We start from the raw sequence: 20,727 nt of genomic DNA on the forward strand, positions 1-20,727 counted from the left end.
CTCTTAAATGGTTTCTAAAATCGTGATCAACTGCTGTGCATCCGTCACTTCCAGCAAGCTTTGACGGAAATTCTCATCAATCAGCTTACGGGAGAGCGCGATCAAAATTTGCAGATGCTCATTGCCTGCGGCCGCCTCCGGTACCGCGATCATGAAGACGATTCTCACCGGCTGGTCATCCAATGACTTCCAATCTAGCGGCCCAGTCAACTTAGCAAAAGCAACACCCGGCTTACTGACGCCGTTCGATTTCCCATGAGGAATAGCGACCCCGAAGCCAATGCCTGTCGAACCCGTCTCTTCCCGCTTTAACACAGCCTCCAAATAAGCGGCTTTATCCGTAATGCACCCCGCGGCAACAAGTCCGTCAATCATGGATTGGATGCATTCTTCTTTGCTTGCCGATTCCAACGGGATCAAAATACTTTGTTCATTCAATAGCGCTTGTATATTCATTATAATAACCTCCTAAATATGTAAGGGGGAGAAACATGTGGTCATGGCTCCCCCTTCTCTTTTCATGCATGTGTGTAAAATTAGTTTCCGACAGGCTTCTTCAATATATTCAGCATGATCGCTGTTACAACCGTTCCCGCTACGATCGCTAAAGCATACAAAGCCAGTTGGCCGACCGCATTCGGGATGGGCAGGACGAAAATTCCGCCATGCGGAGCGCGCAGCGTAGCGCCGAACAGCATGGATAAAGCGCCTGTTAAAGCGGATCCGGCCATGATCGAAGGGATCACGCGGAACGGATCGCCTGCGGCAAACGGAATAGCGCCTTCCGTAATGAACGAAATTCCCAATACGGACGCTGCTTTACCGGCATCCCGCTCTTCTTTTGTAAATTTCTTCGGAGACAGGAGCGTTGCGAGCCATAACCCAAGCGGAGGCGTCATACCTGCAGCCATTACTGCAGCCATCGGACCATATACATCGCTAGCCAATAACCCTACAGCGAACGTATACGCCGCTTTATTCACTGGGCCACCCATATCGAACGCCATCATCGCGCCAAGTAATATGCCTAGCAGCACTGCATTCGTGGAACCGAGCGATTTCAGCCATACTGTCAAGCCATCCATAATCGCTTTCACAGGTTCGCCAATTACATAGATCATTAAAAGTCCAGTAATCCCGGTTGCCAGCAAAGGAATAATCAGAATCGGTTTCAAGCCTTCAAAGTTCTTAGGCATCTTGATATAATCTTTCAACAGCTTCGCGACATACCCCGCAAGAAATCCGGCAATGATACCGCCAAGGAAGCCTGCTCCAATTTGGGAAGCGAGCATCCCGCCTACAAGACCCGGCGCCAAACCCGGCTTTTCTGCAATGGAGAAAGCGATGAATCCCGCCAGAATCGGCACCATCAGCGCAAAAGCCGCTCCGCCGCCAATGTCCATCAGTGCTGCGGCAAAGGTGCCCTTCTCTTTAAAAGCCTCAATGCCGAAGATAAAGGAAAGTGCAATCAGCAAACCGCCTGCAACAACCAAAGGAAGCATATTCGACACACCGGTCATCAAATGCTTGTACGCTCCGCTCCGTGAAGCGCTGCGCTGAGCTTTGGACTGCTCGACCTGCTTCAGATAATCGCCGGCAGAAGCTGCTTCTTTGCTGAGCGCTTCTTCGAGAAGACCTGCCGGATTTTTGATCGCCTGCGCTACAGGAACTTTCACAACCGGCTTCCCGGCAAAACGGGATTCCAGCACATCCGTATCCGCAGCGACAATAATGGCATGAGCTTCGGCAATTTCCTGCTCGGTAAATTCATTTTCTACCCCGACAGCACCCCTGGTTTCTACTTTAATCGGAATATCCTTTTCTTTAGCTGCTTTAGCTAAGGATTCAGCAGCCATGTACGTGTGAGCAACACCTGTTGGACAAGCAGTAACAGCAAGAATCTTCTTTTTCATAGATGCCCCCGCCTTTAGTTCGAATTTGTTGTTTTTTGTAAAATAGACCATATGTTCACACTGCTAAGTTTGTCTTCAACTTCAGCAAGCGTACAAACCTGTGTTCCAGGCTTCAAAGCCGTTACAGTTCCTGCCGCTGAGCTCCACCTCGCCGTTTCTTCCAGCGACATGCCCTGCATCATGCAATAAATAAGCGCAGCAACCATGGAGTCGCCGGCCCCAACCGTACTTAACGGAGTAATCGGGGCCGGTTTGGCGCGAATGGCCTCCTTCTCCGTTACAAGGATCGATCCCTCGCCGCCTAGAGAAACGGCCACGTAAGCAATTCCTTTAGCGATTAATCTTCTTGCCGCATCGATAATTTCCTCATCCGTACGGAACGACTCTCCAAAGAACGATTCCAGCTCATGAATGTTCGGCTTAATGGCGTAAGGAACAGCCTCGATGCCATGAATGAAAGGCTCTCCGTCGGCATCCAATACTGTCCGAACGCCTACCTCATTCGCAATCCGGATCAATGTGCCATAGAAATCAGGCGGTATTCCCTTCGGCAAGCTGCCGGCCAGCACAACTAACGACATCTGACGGACATCTGTCTCGAATCGGTTAAGAAATTGATTCAACACGTCATCATCTACCGTGAAACCCGGCTCGTTCAGCTCGGTAATTTCTTGAGTGAGCTCCACATATATCTTCAGGTTCGTTCTCGTTTCGCCCTTCGCCTGAACAAACCAGTTCGGGATGCCCAGACTCGAAAGCGTATCCGTCAGCACATTCCCCTGGCGCCCTGCACACAGGCCCCAAGCGGTTACATCAACTGAGAAATTTTGCAGTACTTTGGCAACGTTGATGCCCTTACCTCCGGCATCCATTCTCCATTCTTTAATCCGGTTTAATCCGCCGAGGATGAAATCTTCTACCGTTACCGTTTTATCCAAGGCCGGATTCAATGTAATCGTCAAAACTGGCTGCTTCATGATGTCCTCCCACCCGTCTGTATGACGGTAACGGTAACTCCGGCGGATTCAAGCTCTTTCAGCGCAATGTCCGATATACCGTCATCCGTCAGAAGCTGGTCGATCTCGGGTAATCCGGCGACCTTGGCAAATGATACCCTTCCGTATTTGCTGTGATCCATCAGTAAAATCACCTGCTTGGTTGAACGGAAGAAAGCCCTTTTGGTTGCAGCCTCCGACATATTTGGCGTTGTGAGTCCGATAACGGGGTCCAGTCCATTTGTGGCAACAAAGGCTTTATCGACATGCACGGATTCCAGCGCCTTCTCTGCAAGCGGTCCTACCATCGCCAGTGTTTCATGACGCAAGGTGCCGCCCGTTAGAATCAACTCGATTCCCGTATTGGCGGACAGTTCTTGAGCGACCGCAACGGAATTGGTTACAACCGTGAGCTGCTTGAATGTTTTCAATTCCTTTGCCAAATAATATGTGGTAGTCCCTGAATCAAGTAAAATGGAATCGCCTTCCCGTACCATAGATGCAGCTTCTTTAGCTATAAGTTCCTTTTGCAAACGATAGCGATCTTCTTTTTCCACGAAAGTGGGTTCCGAATTATCGCTGACAAAGGCTACAGCTCCCCCATGCGTTCGACGAAGCTTTCCGTCTTCCTCAAGAATTTTCAGATCTCTACGAACGGTCGATTCGGAGACCTGAAAATGCTGAGCCAGCTCCTGAACGGACGCCCGCTCTCTTGTTTGAACATAATCGGCGATCTTCTGCTGACGCTCTTCCTCAAACAGCATTATGACCTCTCCTATTCCACTCTATACACTTGCGCATATACGATCATATTATTTGATTGATTGTTCTCATTCATGATTATATGTGATTGATAATTGTTTGTAAAGCGCTTTCTATAGGAATTATTTTCAAATTCAATCATGTTCAATCACAAACTTATCGGGTTTTATCGCCAATGAGAAGAACCCACTCCTAAGAGAGTGAGTCTAGAGAAGCTTCTATGAATCAGGCCGCATTCGCTTCTTTCCGGGTAAAGGTTGAGTACGTCCAATTCACCAGAAAAATGCCGACAAGGATGAGTGAACCCCCTGCATAAACGTACCATTTCACGACTTCACCAAGCAGCAACCATCCGGACAACACCCCAAAGAATGGCGCTAGAAACAAGAAAGCACTTGTTTTACCTGGATCACCTTGCTTCAACAGATAGAACCATGATGCAAACTGCACGATAGAAGCCATAATCGCTAGCCATAGCAGAATCAGCAGTGCGGATGCGCCTAAGGATAGCTTCGGGGTCTCCATCGTAAAGCCCAGTACAAGCAGCAACAGTCCGCCGAAAAGCATTTGGTAGGCCGTAAGAACCCATACATCCAGACCGGCTCCCCATTTTTTAATGAGCAGTGTCGCGATCGCCCACGATATCGCAGAACCAATCCCAAGCAGCGTACCGGTTTGCAGTTGCAAATGAACGCCCAGTGTAATAAACACGCCCACACAACCGAGGATGACGCCAAGCCATTGTGATAAACGGTATTTCGCGCCTAGAAACAGGGTGCCCAACACGATAACGAACAATGGATTTGTAAAGGTTAAAATCGACGATTCACCCGCCGTAATAGTACGCAAGCTTAGAAAAATGCAGCCCATAACTCCGGCTGTCTGAAACGCGCCTACAGCCAAGATTTTACCCCAGTCCCGATAAGCCGCAGGACGAGGCCTTTTCCTCACAACTATAGCCATAATCACCCCTGCCAGCGTAAAACGAAGGCCTGCCAACAATAGGGGCGAGTAATAAGTTAACCCCATTTTACCGACTGCAAAAGATGAACCCATCAAGGATGTAGTTACAACCACAAGTATGCCAAATAAATAACGATTCATTGAATCCTCCCCTGCTTACATCCTAAAAAAACTGCAAGATGTCGCTGTTGCTTCGCATCCACATTTCCATTATGCTCGAAATATGTTTGCTTGAGTCCCTGTTCGTGTCCGATAATAGGATTATAAAATAAATTGTTTTCGTTGTTCATCGAAATATGATTGCATCCTGCAGGAGGTTGAGATTCATGTGTACGAACCCGAATATTGTGGAAGTCGCTTCCCTCATCGGCGAGCCTTCCCGAATCGCGATTCTGCTGCACCTTCTCGGCGGCAAATCGCTGCCGGCTAGCGAGCTGGCCCGCGCCGCGCGCATAACGCCGCAGACCGCGAGCTCCCACCTTTCGAAGATGGTGGAAGGAGGTCTACTCGTCCATGAGTCATATGGACGGCACAAATATTACCGGCTGGCGAGCGCCGAGGTGGCCTACGCCCTGGAGGCGCTGCAAGCCATCGCCTCGCCGAAGCCGATTCGCTCTCTTCGCGAATCGGATCAACTGAGGGCGCTGCGTTACGCGCGCACCTGCTATGATCATTTAGCCGGTCAGGTCGGCGTAGCCCTGACAGACCGGCTGTTGGAGCTGGGCCTGCTTCAGGAGGAGGGTAAGGATTTCATCCTTAGCCCGGAGGGGAAGCAGCGGCTTGTGCATTTCGGCGTCGAGGTCGAAGAGGAGCGCAAGCGCCGGCGCCATTATGCACGGCAGTGCCTCGACTGGAGCGAACGCCGTCATCATGTATCCGGCGCGCTTGGCGCCGCCCTGACAAGACGGCTTTTTGAGCTCCGCTGGATCGAGCGGCTGGAGGGCGTTCGTGCCGTACGCGTCACCACTGAGGGTTTGCAGGGACTAGCGGATGAATTTGGGGTTGTGTTGTAAGGAAATCGTCTTCGGAGGAAACTTTGTTTCGGCAACATTCGCCCCCCTCCTTTTAACCAAATTATTCAATGCACACCAGCCCGTAATTTACATATATTGGTATGGCTTAGCGACAAAATGATAAGGAGAACGTCCATGAATTATCCTCCTTCTTACTACCCGCCGCAGCCTCATACCCTGTATGGCAACTATCCGCTGCCGGCTGCTGTTTACCCGACACCCTACTGGGTGTGGAATCGCGATTTCCCGCCGGTGGATACGACCATATTAGCGCATTCCGTCGTTGGCTTTCAAAAACTGATGAAAGACGCTTCTATCGTATTGAGCAAGCTTTCCGATCAACACATTTCCAACCAGATCATGACCGCCGCGCAGACCGGCAACCAAAAGGAAGTGGATCGCATCGTTCACGCTTTCGGCTGCGAATCGCTGGTCATGACCGGCTACACCCCTTCCGGCGTTCAGTTCAAGATTGATCCCCGTGATCAGGGCGTACCATGCTGCAGCTTAACGATGATGCTCAAATGGGGCAGATAGCATCGGCGTAATTGCTTGAAAGCCGCAATAAAAAAGCAATCTTGACCAACGGAAAGTGGCCGAGATTGCTTTTTTAATTCGAAACTATCGTTCCCCAATATATGTACTCGAAAAATCACACAGATTTATCATTCAAACGATAATTTCCATAGTTATACACGAAAAATCATACACAAAAGCTCTAATTGAAGCGAAGAGCCCGATTTTATATGAAATTTCATACAGAATCGTTGTTTCAATCAACAACAAAGTTTAACAGAGCCTTTTATTATGAGTTAGATGCCAGCCTTTACCAATCTGCTCGAACAAGTCATCGATTGGTCCGACGGAACGCCTAAGCCGCTGATCACAGCACCATGCAACACCCGTATTTGCCGGAGAAACGCACCTCCGAATCGGTCCCTTTTCTTCTTTGCCGATGTCTCATCCGTTACATTTAAGTATGAGGTTCGGGTGACGCGATCGAGCAACCGGAGGCTCGTCATTAATGTCTATGGCTTAAGCAGCAAACAGCCCTTCACGCCCCAAGTCGGGGGTACGGTGCTTCAACATGATCTAGTAGAATCAAGCGCAGCTAGTTATACCGCTTAATGATCTCCTGCAGCTTCAGAGCAAGCACCATAAGTCCTTCCACTTTGAGCGAGCCAAGCATAAACGCCATAGTCGTGTTCAAATCATCGTTCAAGATACCGGCCTCGCGTCTTCCGCTCCGAGGTTCGGTCTTTTTTACTTCGAGTCAACCGCCACCTGTCTATTTCTGTTATTTGACTAATTCGCCCGATAAAACTACAATATGTAGTGTTGATATTGAACGTTTTATTCTATTATTCTAACTCATCTTCAAAGGAGCTTAAGCCCAATGGACCAAACAATGATGCAGCAAGGACCCGGTCTCATTTCCATATTACTTTATATAGGCATCGGCATCTTTGTTCTAGCGATTGTCGGCTACGTGCTGGCTGTCAGAACGAACAAGGCGAATACGAGCCGATTGAAAAAGGCCGAAAAGCAAGTCCTGCAAAAAAAGTATAAACGCAATCTCATGATCTCCCATGTACTTCTGACTCTGGCTGTTTTGCTCACTGGCACTTCGCTCATTCAGCAATCCTCCGACAAATACAGCATCGAGAAATTGAACTTCAATGCGCCTATTCAAGTGACAACCGATAAGGATTACGGTCGCGGTCATTCCGAAATGCCGCTCCTATATGAGATGAAGATCCCAACCTCCGGAACGCATAGCCCGCATGATTTAAAGTTCGGTTTTTATACGGAAAAGCCGTCTACTGAAATGCTTGTCCATAATTTAGAGCATGGCGATATTATTATCCATTATCACCCGGATGCGAGTGCCGAGCTGCTGGACAAGCTTCGCTACATTACCAACTTCAAAAAAGCAGGTGCAGGCGTTCTGGCTGTTCCTAACCCGGTTGTGCCGAGCGATCAGGAAGTGGTCGTGACGGCATGGACCAAAACGATGCAGCTGCAAAAATACGATGATGCGAGCGTCGGCACCTTCATTTATCAGCATATCGACAAAGGTCCGGAGCAGATCCCGCCTGAAATCCGCCGCGGCGGCGGGACAATGTGATCACATATACTTGCCCCTTACTTACGCAACGTTTCACGGTCAGAAACGAAATCCGTCGGCACTAAACCGGTAAGACGCCTGAACACTCTGTAAAAATAAGACGGATCGCTGAATCCGATAAATTCCGAAATCTCCGTTACCGTCAGCGCGGAATGCCTCAGCATGTAAACGGCAGTTTTGATCCTTGTGGCGTTAACAAACTCACTGATCGTTTGCCCGGTTACCTTGCTAAAGAGCGAAGCAGCATAGTTTGGCGACCGGTTGATACAGGCGCCAAGCTCTTCCTTGGTTACGTGCTCGCGGTAATGATTTTGAATATAGGCTTTCATTTGCTCGACTAATTGAGAAGTGGCGCCGTTTGCCGTGTCCCCTTGATCCCACTCTCTTTGTAAATGTACAAACAGCTCTTTTAACAGCGCTTCGCACAGCGTTTGGTAATAGGGCTGTTTGTCTTGCCATTGCTGCAGCATGTAGCGCAGGCGATCCAAAATCAAATCGTACTTGCCGGTCATCCGGCTTCGAGACTGCTTCGAGTGCAAGAGCGGCAGCTGCTCGACGAGTCCATCGGCGGCAAACTGGATAACATATTTCTCATGCAGCACCGTAGGCACGCTTTTTCCGTAGAATGCGGTCTCGCTCGGGATGAGCAGCCATTGCCCTTTCTCCAGCAACTGCTTCTTCTCGGGATTGCCTCCGCCAATCCAGTACACACACTTGCCGTATGTGACCAGTACTAGCGTCCAGTACGGTTTATGATCGTGTTCCTCGAAGTACCAATTGCTCGTTTTGTCATACTTGATGGATGTAACCCGCATATTGATTCCACTTCCCATACTATAGTACATATAGAATACTATATTTCATGGAACTTCGGAACATTTAGGACTAAAATGAAGCCAATATCAAAATCGATAGTCCCCCATGAAAGGAAGTCCTATAGTGATGCGTAAAACGAAAATCATTTGTACGATGGGACCCGCTTGCGATTCTGTCCCTACCCTCAAAGAATTAATCCGTGCCGGCATGAGCGTAGCCAGGCTGAATATGGCTCACGGCGATTTGGACGAGCATCGCGGACGCATCGCGAGAGTGCGTCAAGCTGCCAAGGAGCTTGGCGTGACCATCCCGATTCTTATGGATATTAAAGGACCGGAAATCCGGATCGGACAACTGAAGGACGCTTCCTACGACTTGCAAAAAGGCGATCGCATCATTCTCACGACCGAGCAAATCGTCGGCGATTCCCGTCGTGTTTCCGTGAACTACCCGGGGCTTCCGCAAGATGTGAAGCCTGGAAATCTGGTGCTCATCGATGACGGCTCGATCGAGCTTCAGGTTGAAAGCGTAGATGGAACCGAAGTCATCTGTACGGTCCTGAACCAAAGCGTGCTGAAACAGCGCAAAGGCGTGAATTTGCCGGGTGTACGTACCTCTCTGCCGGGTGTGACAGAACGGGACATTATGCATTTGAAATTCGGCGTGGAGGAGAACATCTCCATCGTCGCGATGTCTTTCGTTCGCAACGGGGATGACGTCCGCGAAGTCCGCCACATTCTGGAGCAGCATGGCGCAGGATCTACGCCGATCGTCTCGAAGATCGAGAACGAAGAGGGCATGGAGAGCTTCGCTTCCATTCTGGAAGCCTCCGACGGCATCATGGTGGCACGGGGTGACCTGGGCGTCGAAATTCCGACCGAGGAAGTGCCGATCGCCCAGAAAGAAATGATCCGCCAATGCAATCTTGCGGGTAAGCCGGTTATTACGGCGACGCAAATGCTAGATTCCATGCAGCGGAATCCGCGCCCTACGCGCGCCGAAGTGAGCGACGTAGCGAATGCGGTTCTTGACGGCAGCGACGTCGTGATGCTCTCCGGCGAGACCGCCGCCGGCAAGTACCCCGTCGAGTCCGTGACGATGATGGCGACGATCGCCGAGCGCGTTGAGCAGACGATGGAGCGCAGCTCTTTGGTTGACGCGCAGCTCCAGTCGAATAACGAAGTGACGGAAGTGCTGTGCCAGGCTGTTGTCACGTCGGCGAACAAGCTGCACGCAGCGGCGATCCTGACGCCGACGGAGAGCGGCTTCACCGCCCGCATGATCGCGAAATATCGCCCGGAAGCGCCGATTCTGGCGATTACGTCAAACGAGTACGCGATCAACTACTTGAGCATGGTGCAGGGCGTTATCCCGATTCACGGGGAAACCTGTGACTCCACGGACGCGTTGATCCGCTCAGCGATCCAGCAAGCCGAGACGCTAGGCTACGTGAAGAAGGGCGACCTCGCGATCGTGTCCGCCGGCATCCCGATCGGGAAGTCCGGGACGACTAACCTGCTGAAGGTTGAGCGGGTATAAAACGCGCCAATTAATTGGCAGTTTTTCTACATTTGCGTCCACAGCGTACTAATAAAGAACCTCGTGACTCCAGTAAGTACAAGAATTGTGTGCTAAGGTTAGGTTAAAGAATAAAAGTCCATAAACAACGAACAATGTTCGCTGTTTATGGACTTTTGTGCGTTCGGGGCCTGAAACGAAGCTATCTGACCATTATTAGCGTCTCCAATATGCCTTATTTGCGACCTTTGTCCTTAACGCCTCGTGAAGCCTATCGAATGGGCAGCTCCCTACTCATTCGGATAGCTTTTCCGCTATTGACGAACCGACGGAAAATAATAGGGCTATAAATCTCAACTCAGCTTTACTGCCAACAATAACGCAGGTAGTTTTTTCGCATCAAAACTTACTTTTAGTTAGTTGATCCAAATGTTTGGATAATGTCCAAATCGTTTGCCTTCTTACATAATTTCGCTTACTAAAATATAATCATTTTCAACAAGCTCCGCCAGACGTGGCGAGCTAACGATCACGGGACTCATGAGCTAGCCATGCTCCCAATAATTAAGGTCTATAGAAAGGGAGATCAATATGAATCGCACTTTGATATATCTGCTTACGCTAGGCGTCTTCCTCACCGCCACATCCGAATTGGTGGTTGCCGGAATTTTAAATGTGATTGCTAATGAGATGGGTATTTCCGTTGCCCTTTCCGGGCAATTAATAACCGCATATTCGCTGGCTTTTGCAATTGGAACCCCCATTCTGGTGGCGTTAACCTCCCGAGTAGGTCGTAAAAAAATGCTGATCATTTCATTATCGGTTTTCATCCTTGGTTGCTTAATTTCTTTCGGAAGTTCTAATTATACGGTTCTGCTGACATCCAGAATTGTTCTGGGGTTGAGCGCAGGCGTATACCTTGTTGTTGTATTCAGTTCGGTTAGTAAACTGGTGCCTGTCGAGAAACTCGGAAGTGCGATGGGCACGGTCATCCTCGGATTTAGCAGCGCTATGGTGCTTGGCGTGCCGATCGGTATAGCGATAACCAATTGGCTGAGTTGGCAGGTCATTTTTATCCTATTGGCGATTGTCAGCACGTTCATCCTGATCGGGATGTTCTATCTGCTTCCTGAAATCGAAGGGGATGCTCCAGTCTCATTCAAGCAACAGTTGCTGGTACTAGCAAATCCGGTCATTCTTGCGGGACTGCTTATTACTTTTTTCAGGGAAACCGGGGGCTCAATCATGTATACGTACTTGACGCCTTTTCTGGAAACGATCCTTCATATGAATACATCCGCCATCGCGATTACGATGCTGATTTTTGGAATTTTCGGTGCAATCGGATCCCGGATAGGCGGTTATGGGGTCGACAAATGGGGAACGTCGCGAATGATATCATACGGTTTGGCAGCTCAAGTAGCGTCCCTGGCTTTGCTTCCGCTGCTCAGCGCATCATTGGCGGCCGGGATGGCGGTGACTGCGATATGGATTTTTTCCATGTTTGTCATCGCTCCGGCCATCCAAACTTACTTTATTCAACAGGCGCCTCAATCTTCTAATTTGGTTCTAAGTTTAAATACATCCGTTATTCATTTAGGACTCGCAACAGGTGCCGGTTTGGGGGGAGCGGTCGTATCCTCAATGTCCACAGTTCTGTATAATCCGTGGGTAGCAAGCGGGGCAGTTGTACTGGGTTTCCTTGTAGCTATCGTTTCGTTCTTCATGCGCAAGAGAAATTTAAAAGAAACTATTGCTTAAGTCAGTCAACTCTCGATTTCAAACGTTTATGCCATTTTAGAAGGAGCACAGCTGCCAGAACAACGAATAATCCGATACAAATGTACTTCAACCACTGTTGTACTAACAGAAAAACATAATGCCACTGGTCGCCAAAATAATAACCGATTCCGATAAATACAATGACCCATAGAGCCGATCCTGTATAAGCATATAAAGCGAAGGTCCGATAAGGAACCCTGATGATACCTACAAAATAGCCTATAATCTGCCTGACACCGGGTATGAAATAACTAAAAAGAAGCAGATTGTTACCGTATTTCTCGTAGTATTTCCTTGTTTTTTCCAAATGTGCCGGCTTCAAAAACAGCCACTTTCCGTAACGTTCGATCAGCGGCATACCCAGCAGGTACCCGATCCAATACGTAATCGTCATCCCCAGCACCGATCCCGCAAAAGCCGCCGCCATAGACGGCAGCCAATCAAGGACTCCTTTATAGGACAAATATCCGGTGTACGTCAGCGTCGTATTTCCCGGCGGGATCGGAAGTGCAATCGCATCGAGGGGCAGCCCGATCAACAGCACCAGATAGCCATATTCAGCAAATAATTGTTCGATTAATGATAACAGTTTCATTAGAGCTCCTTATTCAAGGCCGGTTTACGATCTTGGCTTCACAGGCCGGGATGCCGCGCGGTTGCCGGCTTTTCTCATTTTACGACGGATTCGTATCCAGTTTGCGATTGCTGCTTTATTTTGTTTAATGAGAAAAACGATCCCGGCGCCGATCACCAAAACAATAATAGCGGCAATGGAGTATTGAGAAATAACGTGAAGCAATTGTTCTATTTTTTGACCAAAAACGTTTCCGATCATGACATAAGTCAATGTCCACAGAAAGCCTCCCGTGAAATTATAAAGGATAAAAGTACGCAGCCGTACCTTTAGGATGCCGGAAACATAGCCTGTGAAATGCCGTAGACCAGGAATATAATAACTAACCAGTATTAGCTTATCACCATACTTATCAAACCATTTTGTAACCTTAACGATTCGCTCCTGGTTCATAAAAAAGAATTTGCCGTATTTCTCAAAGAATGGCGTTCCCAGCTTATAACCTAGATAATACGTAACAATTGTACCAAATATAGCGCCCAAATAGGAGTAGAGTATGACGAGTAGAATATTAAAGCTTCCGAGTGCAGACATGTGACCGGATATGGCCATGGCCAATTCTCCCGGAAAAGGCAAGGCTAAAGATTCGGCAAATAGCCCAAGAAATAAAACCAAGTACCCGTATTGCTCAAAAAGAGTGCCCATCCATTCCATTTTGTCGCTCCTCCAAACCGATCCATAACTTTTAATATCTAACTCTAGTTTAGCTAATCAATACACCATCCATAACTGTCTGGGGTTTAGTTTGTAACTGGACTTTGGTCTTGGAGGTAACAGCCAAAAGTTAAAGAAACGCAAGTTGTTACGGGGAAAGCCCACATAACAACTTGCGCTTCTTTTGGATATAACAACATTAAATCTCCATGATAATGGGCAGAATGACAGGTCTTCTTCCCGTTTTTTCATAGAGAAACCGTCCCAACGTTTCCTTGACACTGATTTTGAGCGAGCTCCATTGGTTAACGTTCTCCGTCTGCAATTTGGTGATCGTATCCGCAACGATTCGTCCAGCCTCATCCAAGAGCCCTTCCGACTCCCTGACATAAACGAAGCCGCGGGAAATGATATCAGGCCCGGACAAAATGCGGCCTTCCGTTTTACTAAGCGTGATGACGACAACAAGAATACCGTCTTCTGAAAGATGCTTGCGGTCGCGCAGCACAATGTTTCCCACATCCCCAATGCCCCAGCCATCTACAAGCGTGTTCCCGGCTATGACTTTCCTGGTTTGGCGGGCTGCTCCCTGTTCAATATCGACAACATCCCCATTATTCAAAATAAAGATATTGCCCGGTTCCACGCCAACAGCTTCCGCTAACAGGCCGTGATGATGGAGCATTCGGAATTCGCCGTGGATCGGAATAAAATAGGTCGGTTTCATCAACGTTAGCATCAGTTTCAGCTCTTCCTGACTCGCATGTCCGGATACATGCATCCCCGTAACCGAGCCTGATCCATAGATGACTTTGGCGCCCAGACGCAGTAAGTTATCGATCGTCCGTGAAACATTCCGCTCGTTGCCCGGAATCGGGCTTGCCGCCATAATGACTGTGTCTCCGGCCATAATATCCACTTGTCTATAACTGTTACTTGCAAGTCGGGATAAAGCCGCCATCGGTTCTCCTTGGCTTCCGGTGCATAGAACCGCAATGCGTTCAGGAGCCATCCTGTTCACTTCCCCCGCTTCCACCAGCATCCCTTCGGGGATCGTTAAATATCCAAGCTCAGAAGCGATTTTGACGACATTCACCATACTGCGGCCCAACAGCGCCAGCTTCCGATTGGTGAGATGAGCGGCATCTACGACTTGCTGAAGGCGATGGACATTCGAGGCGAAGGTGGACAGGAAAACTCTTTGCTTAGCTTTAATGAAAGCCTCCATAATATGTTCGCCAACAATGCGTTCCGACGGCGTGAAGCCAGGGCGTTCGGCATTCGTGCTCTCGGACAAAAGCGCCAGCACCCCGTTCCGGCCTATTTCAGCCATGCGATGAAGATCCGGATACTGCTCGTTAACCGGGGTCAGGTCGAACTTAAAGTCGCCCGTATGTACGACATTGCCTTCCGGCGTATGGAATACGACACCAAGACAATCGGGGATGCTATGATTCGTTTTGAAAAAAGTAGCCGTTATCGAACCAAGCGTGAGCTTCGAATCTGAGGTGATCAGGATCCGCTCCGTATCCGCGAGCAGCCCGGCCTCTTTTAATTTGCCTTCAATCAGCCCGAGCGTTAATCGGGTTGCATAAACGGGCATATTCAATTGTTTTAAAATGTAAGGCAAGCCCCCGATATGATCCTCGTGGCCGTGCGTGATGATCAATGCACGAACCTTTTGACTATTTTCAATGAGATAAGTGATATCCGGAATGATTAAATCGATACCAAGTAAGCTTTCATCGGGAAACTTAGAGCCGCAGTCGATAACGACAATATCATCGGCGTATTGAATAGCATACATATTTTTCCCAATTTCACCTACGCCTCCCAGGGCGAAAACGGATAGTTTGTTCTCAGTATGACTCAAAGTAAAGCGCCCCCATTGATTGACAGTTTTCATTAATTTCTCCTGTTTGGACCGGTTTTAATCGGGCAAAAAAAAAGCCGTATTTCTAATTAATATTCCTTGACAGGAATATTCCTTATGATGTATATTCAAATCAGAAGGAAGATGACCAAAAATCATAAATCATTCATGATCATGAGGAGGAATTACAATGTCTAACAACGCAATGCTTTCGAGAGTAGAGAACGATCGGGTACTGGTATTGGAGCGCGTTTTCGACGCGCCGCGCGATCTCGTGTTCAAGATGTATAAAGAGCCTGATCATCTCAAGCGTTGGTGGGGGCCGAGAGGCTGGGAAGTTCCGGTTTGCACCGTCGATTTCCGGCCGGGCGGCGTTTGGCACTACTGCATGAAGTGCGTCGATCAGAACCAAGGTCAATTTTTCGGCATGGAATCTTGGGGCAAAGGCGTTTATAAGGAAATTGTCGAGCCGGAGACGATCATCTACACCGATTACTTCTCGGATGCCGAAGGCAATACGAACGAGACCATGCCATCGACCGAGGTCACGATGGAATTCATCGATCTGGGCGGCAAGACGAAACTGGTCAACCGTGCTGAATATGTGTCCGCGGAGGCCCTCAAGACCGTCATGGACATGGGCATGCTGCAGGGCATCACCGAAACTTGGGACCGTTTGGAAGAGCGTCTGAACGAGGTCAAGTAAGGAAATATGGGGACGGCCGCCTGGCTTTGAGAGCCGGCGGCTGTTTTGATTTTGGCGTTTTTTTGAAAGCCGCGATTAATCCTGTACCGCCCACTCATTGCCGCCCAATTTTTCATCGAAGCAACCAACCCCTTCTATTAAATTTTTCCTCTTTAATTTCCTATTCGAAATCCCAATCCGGCAGAAGGTATTGACCCTGACACTAGTGGAAGGGATTAAACTGGCATCGAAAGCAATATTCAAAAAAAGGTGGGAGACGGGAATGAGAAGGGTTTTATTCGTAAAGGCAAATAATCGTCCAGTAGAACAAGCAGTAAGTGTTAAATTGTATGAAGCTTTTTTGAAAAGTTATGTGGATTCCCATCGTGAAGATCAGGTGACTGAGCTTGATTTATTTCAAGCGCACTTGCCTTACTTGGATGCTACTATGATTAACGGTGCATTCAAATTCAGTCAGGGCATGCCTCTCACTCCGGAGGAAAAGCAGGTAACAGATATTGCAACCAAATACCTGGATCAATTTTTGAGCGCCGACAAGATTATCATCGGTTTTCCGCTTTGGAATCTTGGCGTTCCTACAGTCTTACATACGTATATCGATTATTTGAATCGTGCTGGAACCACCTTTAAATATACACCGGAAGGCCCAGTCGGATTGGTAACAGGTAAAAAGGTTGTCTCCGAAACTAAGGGAAAAAATAATCGAAGACGCCGTTCAACTGGCTGTTGAAACAGCGAAAACTTTTTAAAAGGATGGGGAACAATAGCAATTGGAGACGTAACGGATGCAAACTTTAAAGGCGAAGTTGACTCCACTAGAACCGTTTCATTTCGGCCTGCAGATTTGCTTCACCGCGCAGAGCGCGACTTTTCACAGGGCTTCAACCGCCGGATTTCGCCGACGTCTGCCTGCTAGCTACGGGGCGGCTTGGTCCCTACCCCGACTGAACTTGCATCAGTAAGTTGTGCCTAGCTTGGCTAGGCGCGCACTGCCCGTTAGCGCAACAAAACCAGGGGCTGCTGCTCCCTGGTTACTGTGCTTAATGTGCATTCAAATTAATTCCATGTCGCTTTTACATAGAGAAGAACACTATGCTGGATGGTCTCCTTTTCTGATGTCTCTAAACTATCATTCATCGGCACTGGGACCGTAAATACCCGGAACCGATACATCAAGTAGCCGGAGATAGACCGTCAACTGCCCTCGATGGTGGTACCAATGATTGAGCAGTAACGATCGCACTTGCTGGAAACGTGGGGACTCTAGTATGACTTCTCCTTGTAAAGTCAGTCTGAAGGTCTCACGAAGACCTTCGTCTCCCCATGATGAAATGATATCCTCCGCTGTGGCAAGCTGTGCCTCCAACACTGTGAGAATCTCTGAAACGGATGTAGCTTCCGGGAGAGGCACAGTCGGCACCTCTCGGTCTGGCGCATTCAGCAACACGGCCAGCCCCCCAGGTAATCCAGCCGTATGCAAGGCCAACTGCCCAAGGGACATCGATTTGACATGTGGCTTCCAGGCAAGGCTAGCTTCTGGAATGCGTTCCATAACACGGCGTGTAGACAGCGCCTCCCACCGTAGTTCCTCCAATAAATCTTCTATAATACTCACATTGAATCCCCTCCTAGATCAGCTAACCTAATTATATGACAAACTTAAATAGGAGAGTTCTTATCAATTGCTAAGTTATTGGAATTCAAATACCATGACTGTTCTGTCTGTTTTACTTTACCTTCATCCATCCTTTACTATTGAACTCTCCTGCCCAATAGTTTAATGGGCATGTGAATAATCCACTACAAATCCAACCTTTAATATCACCGCGATTATGCGCATATGTCTGTGTCGCAAAACGATTATGCACCTATTCAGGAACAGAATTCACGACGTGTAAAAATGTAAAACCCGCTCAGCGCGGGTTTTAATGAATGTATGTTCTTGTCCTCCGACAACACTATTTGCTGCTTCCTTCTTTAACGATTTCACAAACCTCCTTTGATTGGAGCTTCTCTTACGGTCTTCGTTTCCTTCCGGCCGAGTTTAAATAAAGGCACGAGAAACAGCGCACCGGCCAAGAACAATATGCCGCTTGCCGTGAATACGCCGAGAAGCGAGATCCCTTTCATCAAGATTCCCGACAGCGACAAACCGATGACCATAAAGCCCATAAACATCGGCAGCATGACGCCGTTTACGCGCCCGACAAACGCTTCTTCCGTGTTCTGCAAAAAGAGTGTATTGATACCGGTTTGAATGCAGGGGTATAAGAAGCCGCCCAAAACCATAAGCGCCATAGTAATAATCACGTTTTCCGACAACCCGACTCCGATCGTAGTGATCATGCTGCCGAACATTCCGATCGCCAACAGCTTTTGCGGGGAAACCTTCTTGGCGATCGCCATGACCGCTCCGCCACCGACGAGCATCGCCGCTCCGTTCGCCATGAGCATCCACTGCAGAAACTCTTTCGACTTTCCTAAATTTTCGATGGCGACAAAGACGTTTAGCGGCTGTGTCAAGCCAAAAGCCAGACCGGCCATGATAAAGGTGCCGATCAATGCCTTGAGCACTTTGCTAACCCGAACGTACCGGAAACCGTCCGCCAGCTCACGCATGAAATGCGTACTGCCGGACGATGCTTCTTTTTCTTTGTCCTTAGGAAGGAAAGTAAGCACCAATGCAGACAGCAGAAACATCGCACCCATGACTCCGATCGAAATTTCAATGCCGAAGCGTTGATAGACGAACGTTCCGATGATCGGACCGAGCACCATAAAAATCGCCACAAGCGATTGGAACATCGCCATAACGCTTTGAAGCTGCTCTTCGGAAACATGCTGCTTGAACAGCTTCAAGGCCGACGGCTGCGAAAACTGTGACATGATGGACGAGACGAGCGTCGCCAAAAAAATCGCCTTCCAGTCCCCCCATATGAACGCTAACAGCACGGCACCGACGGATAACGCCGAAAGCAAGTCTGAAATAACCATCGTCCGCTTGGGTCGCCATCTGTCCGCGAACGTGCCCCCAATGATCGAAAAGAGGAAGATCGGAGCGAATTCGACTACCGAGATGAGAGATACGTACAGCGGGTCGTTATTGGTGATTTCGGTTACGTAAAGCAGGATGGCAAAATTTCGGATCCAAATGCCGAGCTGAAGCAGTACATTGGAGCTCAAGATCGATGCTACGGCGCGATTTTTAAATAAAGTCAGCATGTTTTCTCCACCTTTCTTTTATTAACCGCGGTTCTATCAAAGAATCCGCTTCTGTTCTTTCACTGTAGAAGAATCCGAATCGGTCAAACCGTTCTTATGTTCGACAAGCTCCCTTAAACGACTGTAACTTTTGACAAATCGGCATCCATGCCTTTGAGCAGAGCAAAGGTCAGTTTATCCATCGTTGCACCGTCAAAACAGATGGTTTTGATCATACGATAGTACTTCTTAGTCAAAGTAAACCCCGGCTGAAAAGAAACATTTTTAAATGTAGCGCCCTTGAACGAAACGTCGGTTAGTGCCGCTTTTTCAAACTTGACGCCGATAAACGTCTGACCGTCCAAACACTTCCCGCTTAGATTGGAGTACTTGAAGTCAACCCCATCAAATAAACAACCTTCAAAAATCGTTTTTCTAAGATCGGTCATCGTTAGCGTGACGTCGGTCAGTCTTACTCCTGTGAATTTGGCTCCGTCAAGCCCAGACTTGATTAAATTGGTTCGTACAAGGATCGTCTTATTGAAGCTTGCATTTGTCAGGTCAAGCGCGGATAGGCTGCAGTCCGTCAGATTCGCGCCGTCAAAATTGGCTTCGCGTACATCGCTGCCTTTGAACGTACTGCCGGTCAAATCCGCGCCAGAAAAGTCGGAACCGTGTAACGCGCTGCCTTTAAACTGTCCTTTATGGGCTGTAACGCCTGCAAGATCGCTTTTCGCCAGGTTGCTTGCGCTAAAGTTTGTCACTACTTGCCGTTCCAGCGAGCGGGAGGTCATTGTCAATTTCTGATTCATAACATTCACATCTCCTTATAATAAGTTTTCTAAAACGCGCTTTGAACCCGGATCGCCCATACATACCAACCGATGGTATGTATGACTTTAAAAATAAGCTGCCTTTCGGCAGTTTAGTTATCTATGCTGACTTCTCTAGCTGACAAACGAAACAGTTCCTCGTATCGTTGAAACATTTGCTCATCGAACAGATCAAGCCCCAGGCCTTTCAATATTTCATCGAAAAACCTTACCTTACGCAACATCATCTCAGGTGAAGCTTGGATGACCGCCGGGTTTAGCCACACGTTGGTGAGAATCATCAACGCTTCGCTAAGCTCCCTTGGATAGTCGGTTCGGATCGAGCCGTCTCGCATACCCTGTTCGATGATGGGCTGAATATAGACGGGTACGGCTTTTTCGATGATGTTCTCGATCTGTGCCGCCAGCAGCTTCGGATTGCGTAAGAGGTTAGGCGCAGCCGATGCCAGTTCGTTTTGGGCGGGATTGTCGAGAGAGACGCGGGAAATCTTGCGGAGCTTCTCCAGACCGTTCAGCCCATTATCGTCCCTTACGCCGGACAGCATCTCGTCAACGCCTTTGAACAAATGTTCGGTGACGGCCTGCAAGATCTCTTCCTTTGACTTGAAGTGATGGTAAATAGCCCCTTTTGTTAGCCCTCCCAGCTCGTTGATGATATCTTGAATGGAGGTCTGCTCGTATCCTTTTTGAATGAACAGGTTAAGAGCCACGGTTAGGATTTGGTTGATTGTTTCTTCCGGATATTTATTTCTTGCCATTCGCCCCCTCCTTTCATACATTCGGTTGGTATGTAACAAATATATCCGATCAACCTTTTAATGTCAACCAAAAAAAAAAAAAATTCAAAATCATTTGATTTGGGGTGCTTTGTATCACAATTGCTTTCGGCGTGGTGGACAGCGACAAAGGCTCTTACTTGACATATTCAGCCATTTC

At 48.4% G+C, this 20,727-nt stretch carries 21 protein-coding genes and 1 pseudogene; 8 read left to right on the plus strand and 14 right to left on the minus strand.

The window, feature by feature from the left end:
* Window positions 1-3 precede the first annotated feature (3 nt).
* The 5 genes from ICC18_RS20645 to ICC18_RS20665 form a co-directional block, all read right to left on the minus strand.
* Window positions 4-456: a PTS sugar transporter subunit IIA gene (locus ICC18_RS20645; RefSeq protein ID WP_188176326.1), complete on the minus strand. Its 453-nt coding sequence runs from the start codon at window positions 454-456 to the stop codon at window positions 4-6.
* Window positions 457-536: 80 nt separating this feature from the next.
* Window positions 537-1,913 carry a PTS fructose transporter subunit IIC gene (locus ICC18_RS20650; RefSeq protein ID WP_188176327.1) on the minus strand — a complete coding sequence of 459 codons (1,377 nt, stop codon included), beginning with the start codon at window positions 1,911-1,913 and terminating at the stop codon, window positions 537-539.
* A gap of 14 nt (window positions 1,914-1,927) precedes the next feature.
* A complete protein-coding gene (gene pfkB / locus ICC18_RS20655) occupies window positions 1,928-2,890 on the minus strand; it encodes a 1-phosphofructokinase (protein WP_188176328.1) in 963 nt (320 codons plus the stop codon).
* The gene (locus ICC18_RS20660; RefSeq protein WP_188176329.1) at window positions 2,887-3,672 is read right to left on the minus strand and encodes a DeoR/GlpR family DNA-binding transcription regulator; all 786 of its coding nucleotides are present in this window, start codon (window positions 3,670-3,672) and stop codon (window positions 2,887-2,889) included. The genes pfkB and ICC18_RS20660 overlap by 4 nt, the downstream gene beginning before the upstream one ends.
* Window positions 3,673-3,895: 223 nt before the next feature.
* Window positions 3,896-4,774, minus strand: a complete 879-nt coding sequence (locus ICC18_RS20665; protein ID WP_188176330.1) for a DMT family transporter — start codon at window positions 4,772-4,774, stop codon at window positions 3,896-3,898.
* Window positions 4,775-4,959: 185 nt separating this feature from the next.
* Between ICC18_RS20665 and ICC18_RS20670 the strand changes: the two genes are divergently transcribed.
* From ICC18_RS20670 to ICC18_RS20680, 3 genes are all read left to right on the plus strand, one after another.
* Entirely contained in the window at window positions 4,960-5,646 is a 687-nt protein-coding gene (locus ICC18_RS20670) for an ArsR/SmtB family transcription factor (protein ID WP_188176331.1), read from the plus strand.
* A gap of 135 nt (window positions 5,647-5,781) precedes the next feature.
* The gene (locus tag ICC18_RS20675) at window positions 5,782-6,183 is read left to right on the plus strand and encodes a YuzC family spore coat inner layer protein (protein WP_188176332.1); all 402 of its coding nucleotides are present in this window, start codon (window positions 5,782-5,784) and stop codon (window positions 6,181-6,183) included.
* Window positions 6,184-6,462: 279 nt separating this feature from the next.
* Window positions 6,463-6,774 carry a hypothetical protein gene (locus ICC18_RS20680; protein WP_188176333.1) on the plus strand — a complete coding sequence of 104 codons (312 nt, stop codon included), beginning with the start codon at window positions 6,463-6,465 and terminating at the stop codon, window positions 6,772-6,774.
* Here the strand turns inward: ICC18_RS20680 and ICC18_RS33865 are convergent.
* Window positions 6,758-6,868 (minus strand): SCP2 sterol-binding domain-containing protein, encoded by a 111-nt coding sequence (locus tag ICC18_RS33865; protein WP_223192720.1) that lies wholly within the window; start codon window positions 6,866-6,868, stop codon window positions 6,758-6,760. The two genes, ICC18_RS20680 and ICC18_RS33865, sit on opposite strands and share 17 nt — an antisense overlap.
* A gap of 174 nt (window positions 6,869-7,042) precedes the next feature.
* Between ICC18_RS33865 and ICC18_RS20685 the strand changes: the two genes are divergently transcribed.
* Entirely contained in the window at window positions 7,043-7,774 is a 732-nt protein-coding gene (locus ICC18_RS20685; RefSeq protein WP_188176334.1) for a DUF3105 domain-containing protein, read from the plus strand.
* Window positions 7,775-7,791: 17 nt separating this feature from the next.
* Here the strand turns inward: ICC18_RS20685 and ICC18_RS20690 are convergent, their stop codons facing one another.
* On the minus strand, window positions 7,792-8,589 hold the full coding sequence (locus ICC18_RS20690; RefSeq protein WP_188176335.1) for an AraC family transcriptional regulator: 798 nt from the start codon (window positions 8,587-8,589) through the stop codon (window positions 7,792-7,794).
* 127 nt (window positions 8,590-8,716) lie between these two features.
* Between ICC18_RS20690 and pyk the strand changes: the two genes are divergently transcribed.
* Both pyk and ICC18_RS20700 read left to right on the plus strand, forming a co-directional pair.
* A complete protein-coding gene (pyk, locus tag ICC18_RS20695) occupies window positions 8,717-10,129 on the plus strand; it encodes a pyruvate kinase (protein ID WP_188176336.1) in 1,413 nt (470 codons plus the stop codon).
* A gap of 570 nt (window positions 10,130-10,699) precedes the next feature.
* Window positions 10,700-11,869: an MFS transporter gene (locus ICC18_RS20700; RefSeq protein ID WP_188176337.1), complete on the plus strand. Its 1,170-nt coding sequence runs from the start codon at window positions 10,700-10,702 to the stop codon at window positions 11,867-11,869.
* 1 nt (window position 11,870) lies between these two features.
* On the opposite strand, the gene ICC18_RS20705 is transcribed toward ICC18_RS20700, so the two are convergent.
* From ICC18_RS20705 to ICC18_RS20715, 3 genes are all read right to left on the minus strand, one after another.
* Window positions 11,871-12,485 (minus strand): DedA family protein, encoded by a 615-nt coding sequence (locus tag ICC18_RS20705; protein ID WP_188176338.1) that lies wholly within the window; start codon window positions 12,483-12,485, stop codon window positions 11,871-11,873.
* A gap of 24 nt (window positions 12,486-12,509) precedes the next feature.
* Window positions 12,510-13,178 (minus strand): DedA family protein, encoded by a 669-nt coding sequence (locus ICC18_RS20710; protein ID WP_188176339.1) that lies wholly within the window; start codon window positions 13,176-13,178, stop codon window positions 12,510-12,512.
* 199 nt (window positions 13,179-13,377) lie between these two features.
* Window positions 13,378-15,084, minus strand: a complete 1,707-nt coding sequence (locus ICC18_RS20715; RefSeq protein WP_282559205.1) for a ribonuclease J — start codon at window positions 15,082-15,084, stop codon at window positions 13,378-13,380.
* Window positions 15,085-15,241: 157 nt separating this feature from the next.
* Here ICC18_RS20715 and ICC18_RS20720 point away from each other — a divergent pair, with 157 nt between their 5' ends.
* Window positions 15,242-15,757 carry an SRPBCC domain-containing protein gene (locus ICC18_RS20720; protein ID WP_188176340.1) on the plus strand — a complete coding sequence of 172 codons (516 nt, stop codon included), beginning with the start codon at window positions 15,242-15,244 and terminating at the stop codon, window positions 15,755-15,757.
* A gap of 262 nt (window positions 15,758-16,019) precedes the next feature.
* Window positions 16,020-16,433: pseudogene (locus ICC18_RS20725) on the plus strand (FMN-dependent NADH-azoreductase); the annotation flags it as partial.
* Between the two features lie 453 nt (window positions 16,434-16,886).
* Here the strand turns inward: ICC18_RS20725 and ICC18_RS20730 are convergent.
* The 4 genes from ICC18_RS20730 to ICC18_RS20745 form a co-directional block, all read right to left on the minus strand.
* On the minus strand, window positions 16,887-17,372 hold the full coding sequence (locus ICC18_RS20730; RefSeq protein WP_188176342.1) for a DinB family protein: 486 nt from the start codon (window positions 17,370-17,372) through the stop codon (window positions 16,887-16,889).
* 371 nt (window positions 17,373-17,743) lie between these two features.
* Complete coding sequence (locus ICC18_RS20735) at window positions 17,744-18,979, minus strand: MFS transporter (protein ID WP_188176343.1); 1,236 nt, start codon at window positions 18,977-18,979, stop codon at window positions 17,744-17,746.
* Window positions 18,980-19,092: 113 nt separating this feature from the next.
* Window positions 19,093-19,770 (minus strand): pentapeptide repeat-containing protein, encoded by a 678-nt coding sequence (locus ICC18_RS20740; protein ID WP_223192721.1) that lies wholly within the window; start codon window positions 19,768-19,770, stop codon window positions 19,093-19,095.
* Between the two features lie 113 nt (window positions 19,771-19,883).
* A complete protein-coding gene (locus tag ICC18_RS20745; RefSeq protein WP_188176344.1) occupies window positions 19,884-20,549 on the minus strand; it encodes a TetR/AcrR family transcriptional regulator in 666 nt (221 codons plus the stop codon).
* Between the last annotated feature and the right edge of the window lie 178 nt (window positions 20,550-20,727).

Source organism: Paenibacillus sedimenti (genome assembly GCF_014534655.1).
Lineage (GTDB): Bacteria > Bacillota > Bacilli > Paenibacillales > NBRC-103111 > Paenibacillus_E > Paenibacillus_E sedimenti.

Coding starts and splice junctions, on each gene's coding strand:
- ICC18_RS20645 (WP_188176326.1), bottom strand. CDS start 456: ATGAATATACAAGCGCTATTGAATGAACAAAGTATTTTGATCCCGTTG.
- ICC18_RS20650 (WP_188176327.1), bottom strand. CDS start 1,913: ATGAAAAAGAAGATTCTTGCTGTTACTGCTTGTCCAACAGGTGTTGCT.
- pfkB (WP_188176328.1), bottom strand. CDS start 2,890: ATGAAGCAGCCAGTTTTGACGATTACATTGAATCCGGCCTTGGATAAA.
- ICC18_RS20660 (WP_188176329.1), bottom strand. CDS start 3,672: ATGCTGTTTGAGGAAGAGCGTCAGCAGAAGATCGCCGATTATGTTCAA.
- ICC18_RS20665 (WP_188176330.1), bottom strand. CDS start 4,774: ATGAATCGTTATTTATTTGGCATACTTGTGGTTGTAACTACATCCTTG.
- ICC18_RS20670 (WP_188176331.1), top strand. CDS start 4,960: ATGTGTACGAACCCGAATATTGTGGAAGTCGCTTCCCTCATCGGCGAG.
- ICC18_RS20675 (WP_188176332.1), top strand. CDS start 5,782: ATGAATTATCCTCCTTCTTACTACCCGCCGCAGCCTCATACCCTGTAT.
- ICC18_RS20680 (WP_188176333.1), top strand. CDS start 6,463: ATGCCAGCCTTTACCAATCTGCTCGAACAAGTCATCGATTGGTCCGAC.
- ICC18_RS20685 (WP_188176334.1), top strand. CDS start 7,043: ATGGACCAAACAATGATGCAGCAAGGACCCGGTCTCATTTCCATATTA.
- ICC18_RS20690 (WP_188176335.1), bottom strand. CDS start 8,589: ATGCGGGTTACATCCATCAAGTATGACAAAACGAGCAATTGGTACTTC.
- pyk (WP_188176336.1), top strand. CDS start 8,717: ATGCGTAAAACGAAAATCATTTGTACGATGGGACCCGCTTGCGATTCT.
- ICC18_RS20700 (WP_188176337.1), top strand. CDS start 10,700: ATGAATCGCACTTTGATATATCTGCTTACGCTAGGCGTCTTCCTCACC.
- ICC18_RS20705 (WP_188176338.1), bottom strand. CDS start 12,485: ATGAAACTGTTATCATTAATCGAACAATTATTTGCTGAATATGGCTAT.
- ICC18_RS20710 (WP_188176339.1), bottom strand. CDS start 13,178: ATGGAATGGATGGGCACTCTTTTTGAGCAATACGGGTACTTGGTTTTA.
- ICC18_RS20715 (WP_282559205.1), bottom strand. CDS start 15,084: ATGAAAACTGTCAATCAATGGGGGCGCTTTACTTTGAGTCATACTGAG.
- ICC18_RS20720 (WP_188176340.1), top strand. CDS start 15,242: ATGTCTAACAACGCAATGCTTTCGAGAGTAGAGAACGATCGGGTACTG.
- ICC18_RS20735 (WP_188176343.1), bottom strand. CDS start 18,979: ATGCTGACTTTATTTAAAAATCGCGCCGTAGCATCGATCTTGAGCTCC.
- ICC18_RS20740 (WP_223192721.1), bottom strand. CDS start 19,770: ATGAATCAGAAATTGACAATGACCTCCCGCTCGCTGGAACGGCAAGTA.
- ICC18_RS20745 (WP_188176344.1), bottom strand. CDS start 20,549: ATGGCAAGAAATAAATATCCGGAAGAAACAATCAACCAAATCCTAACC.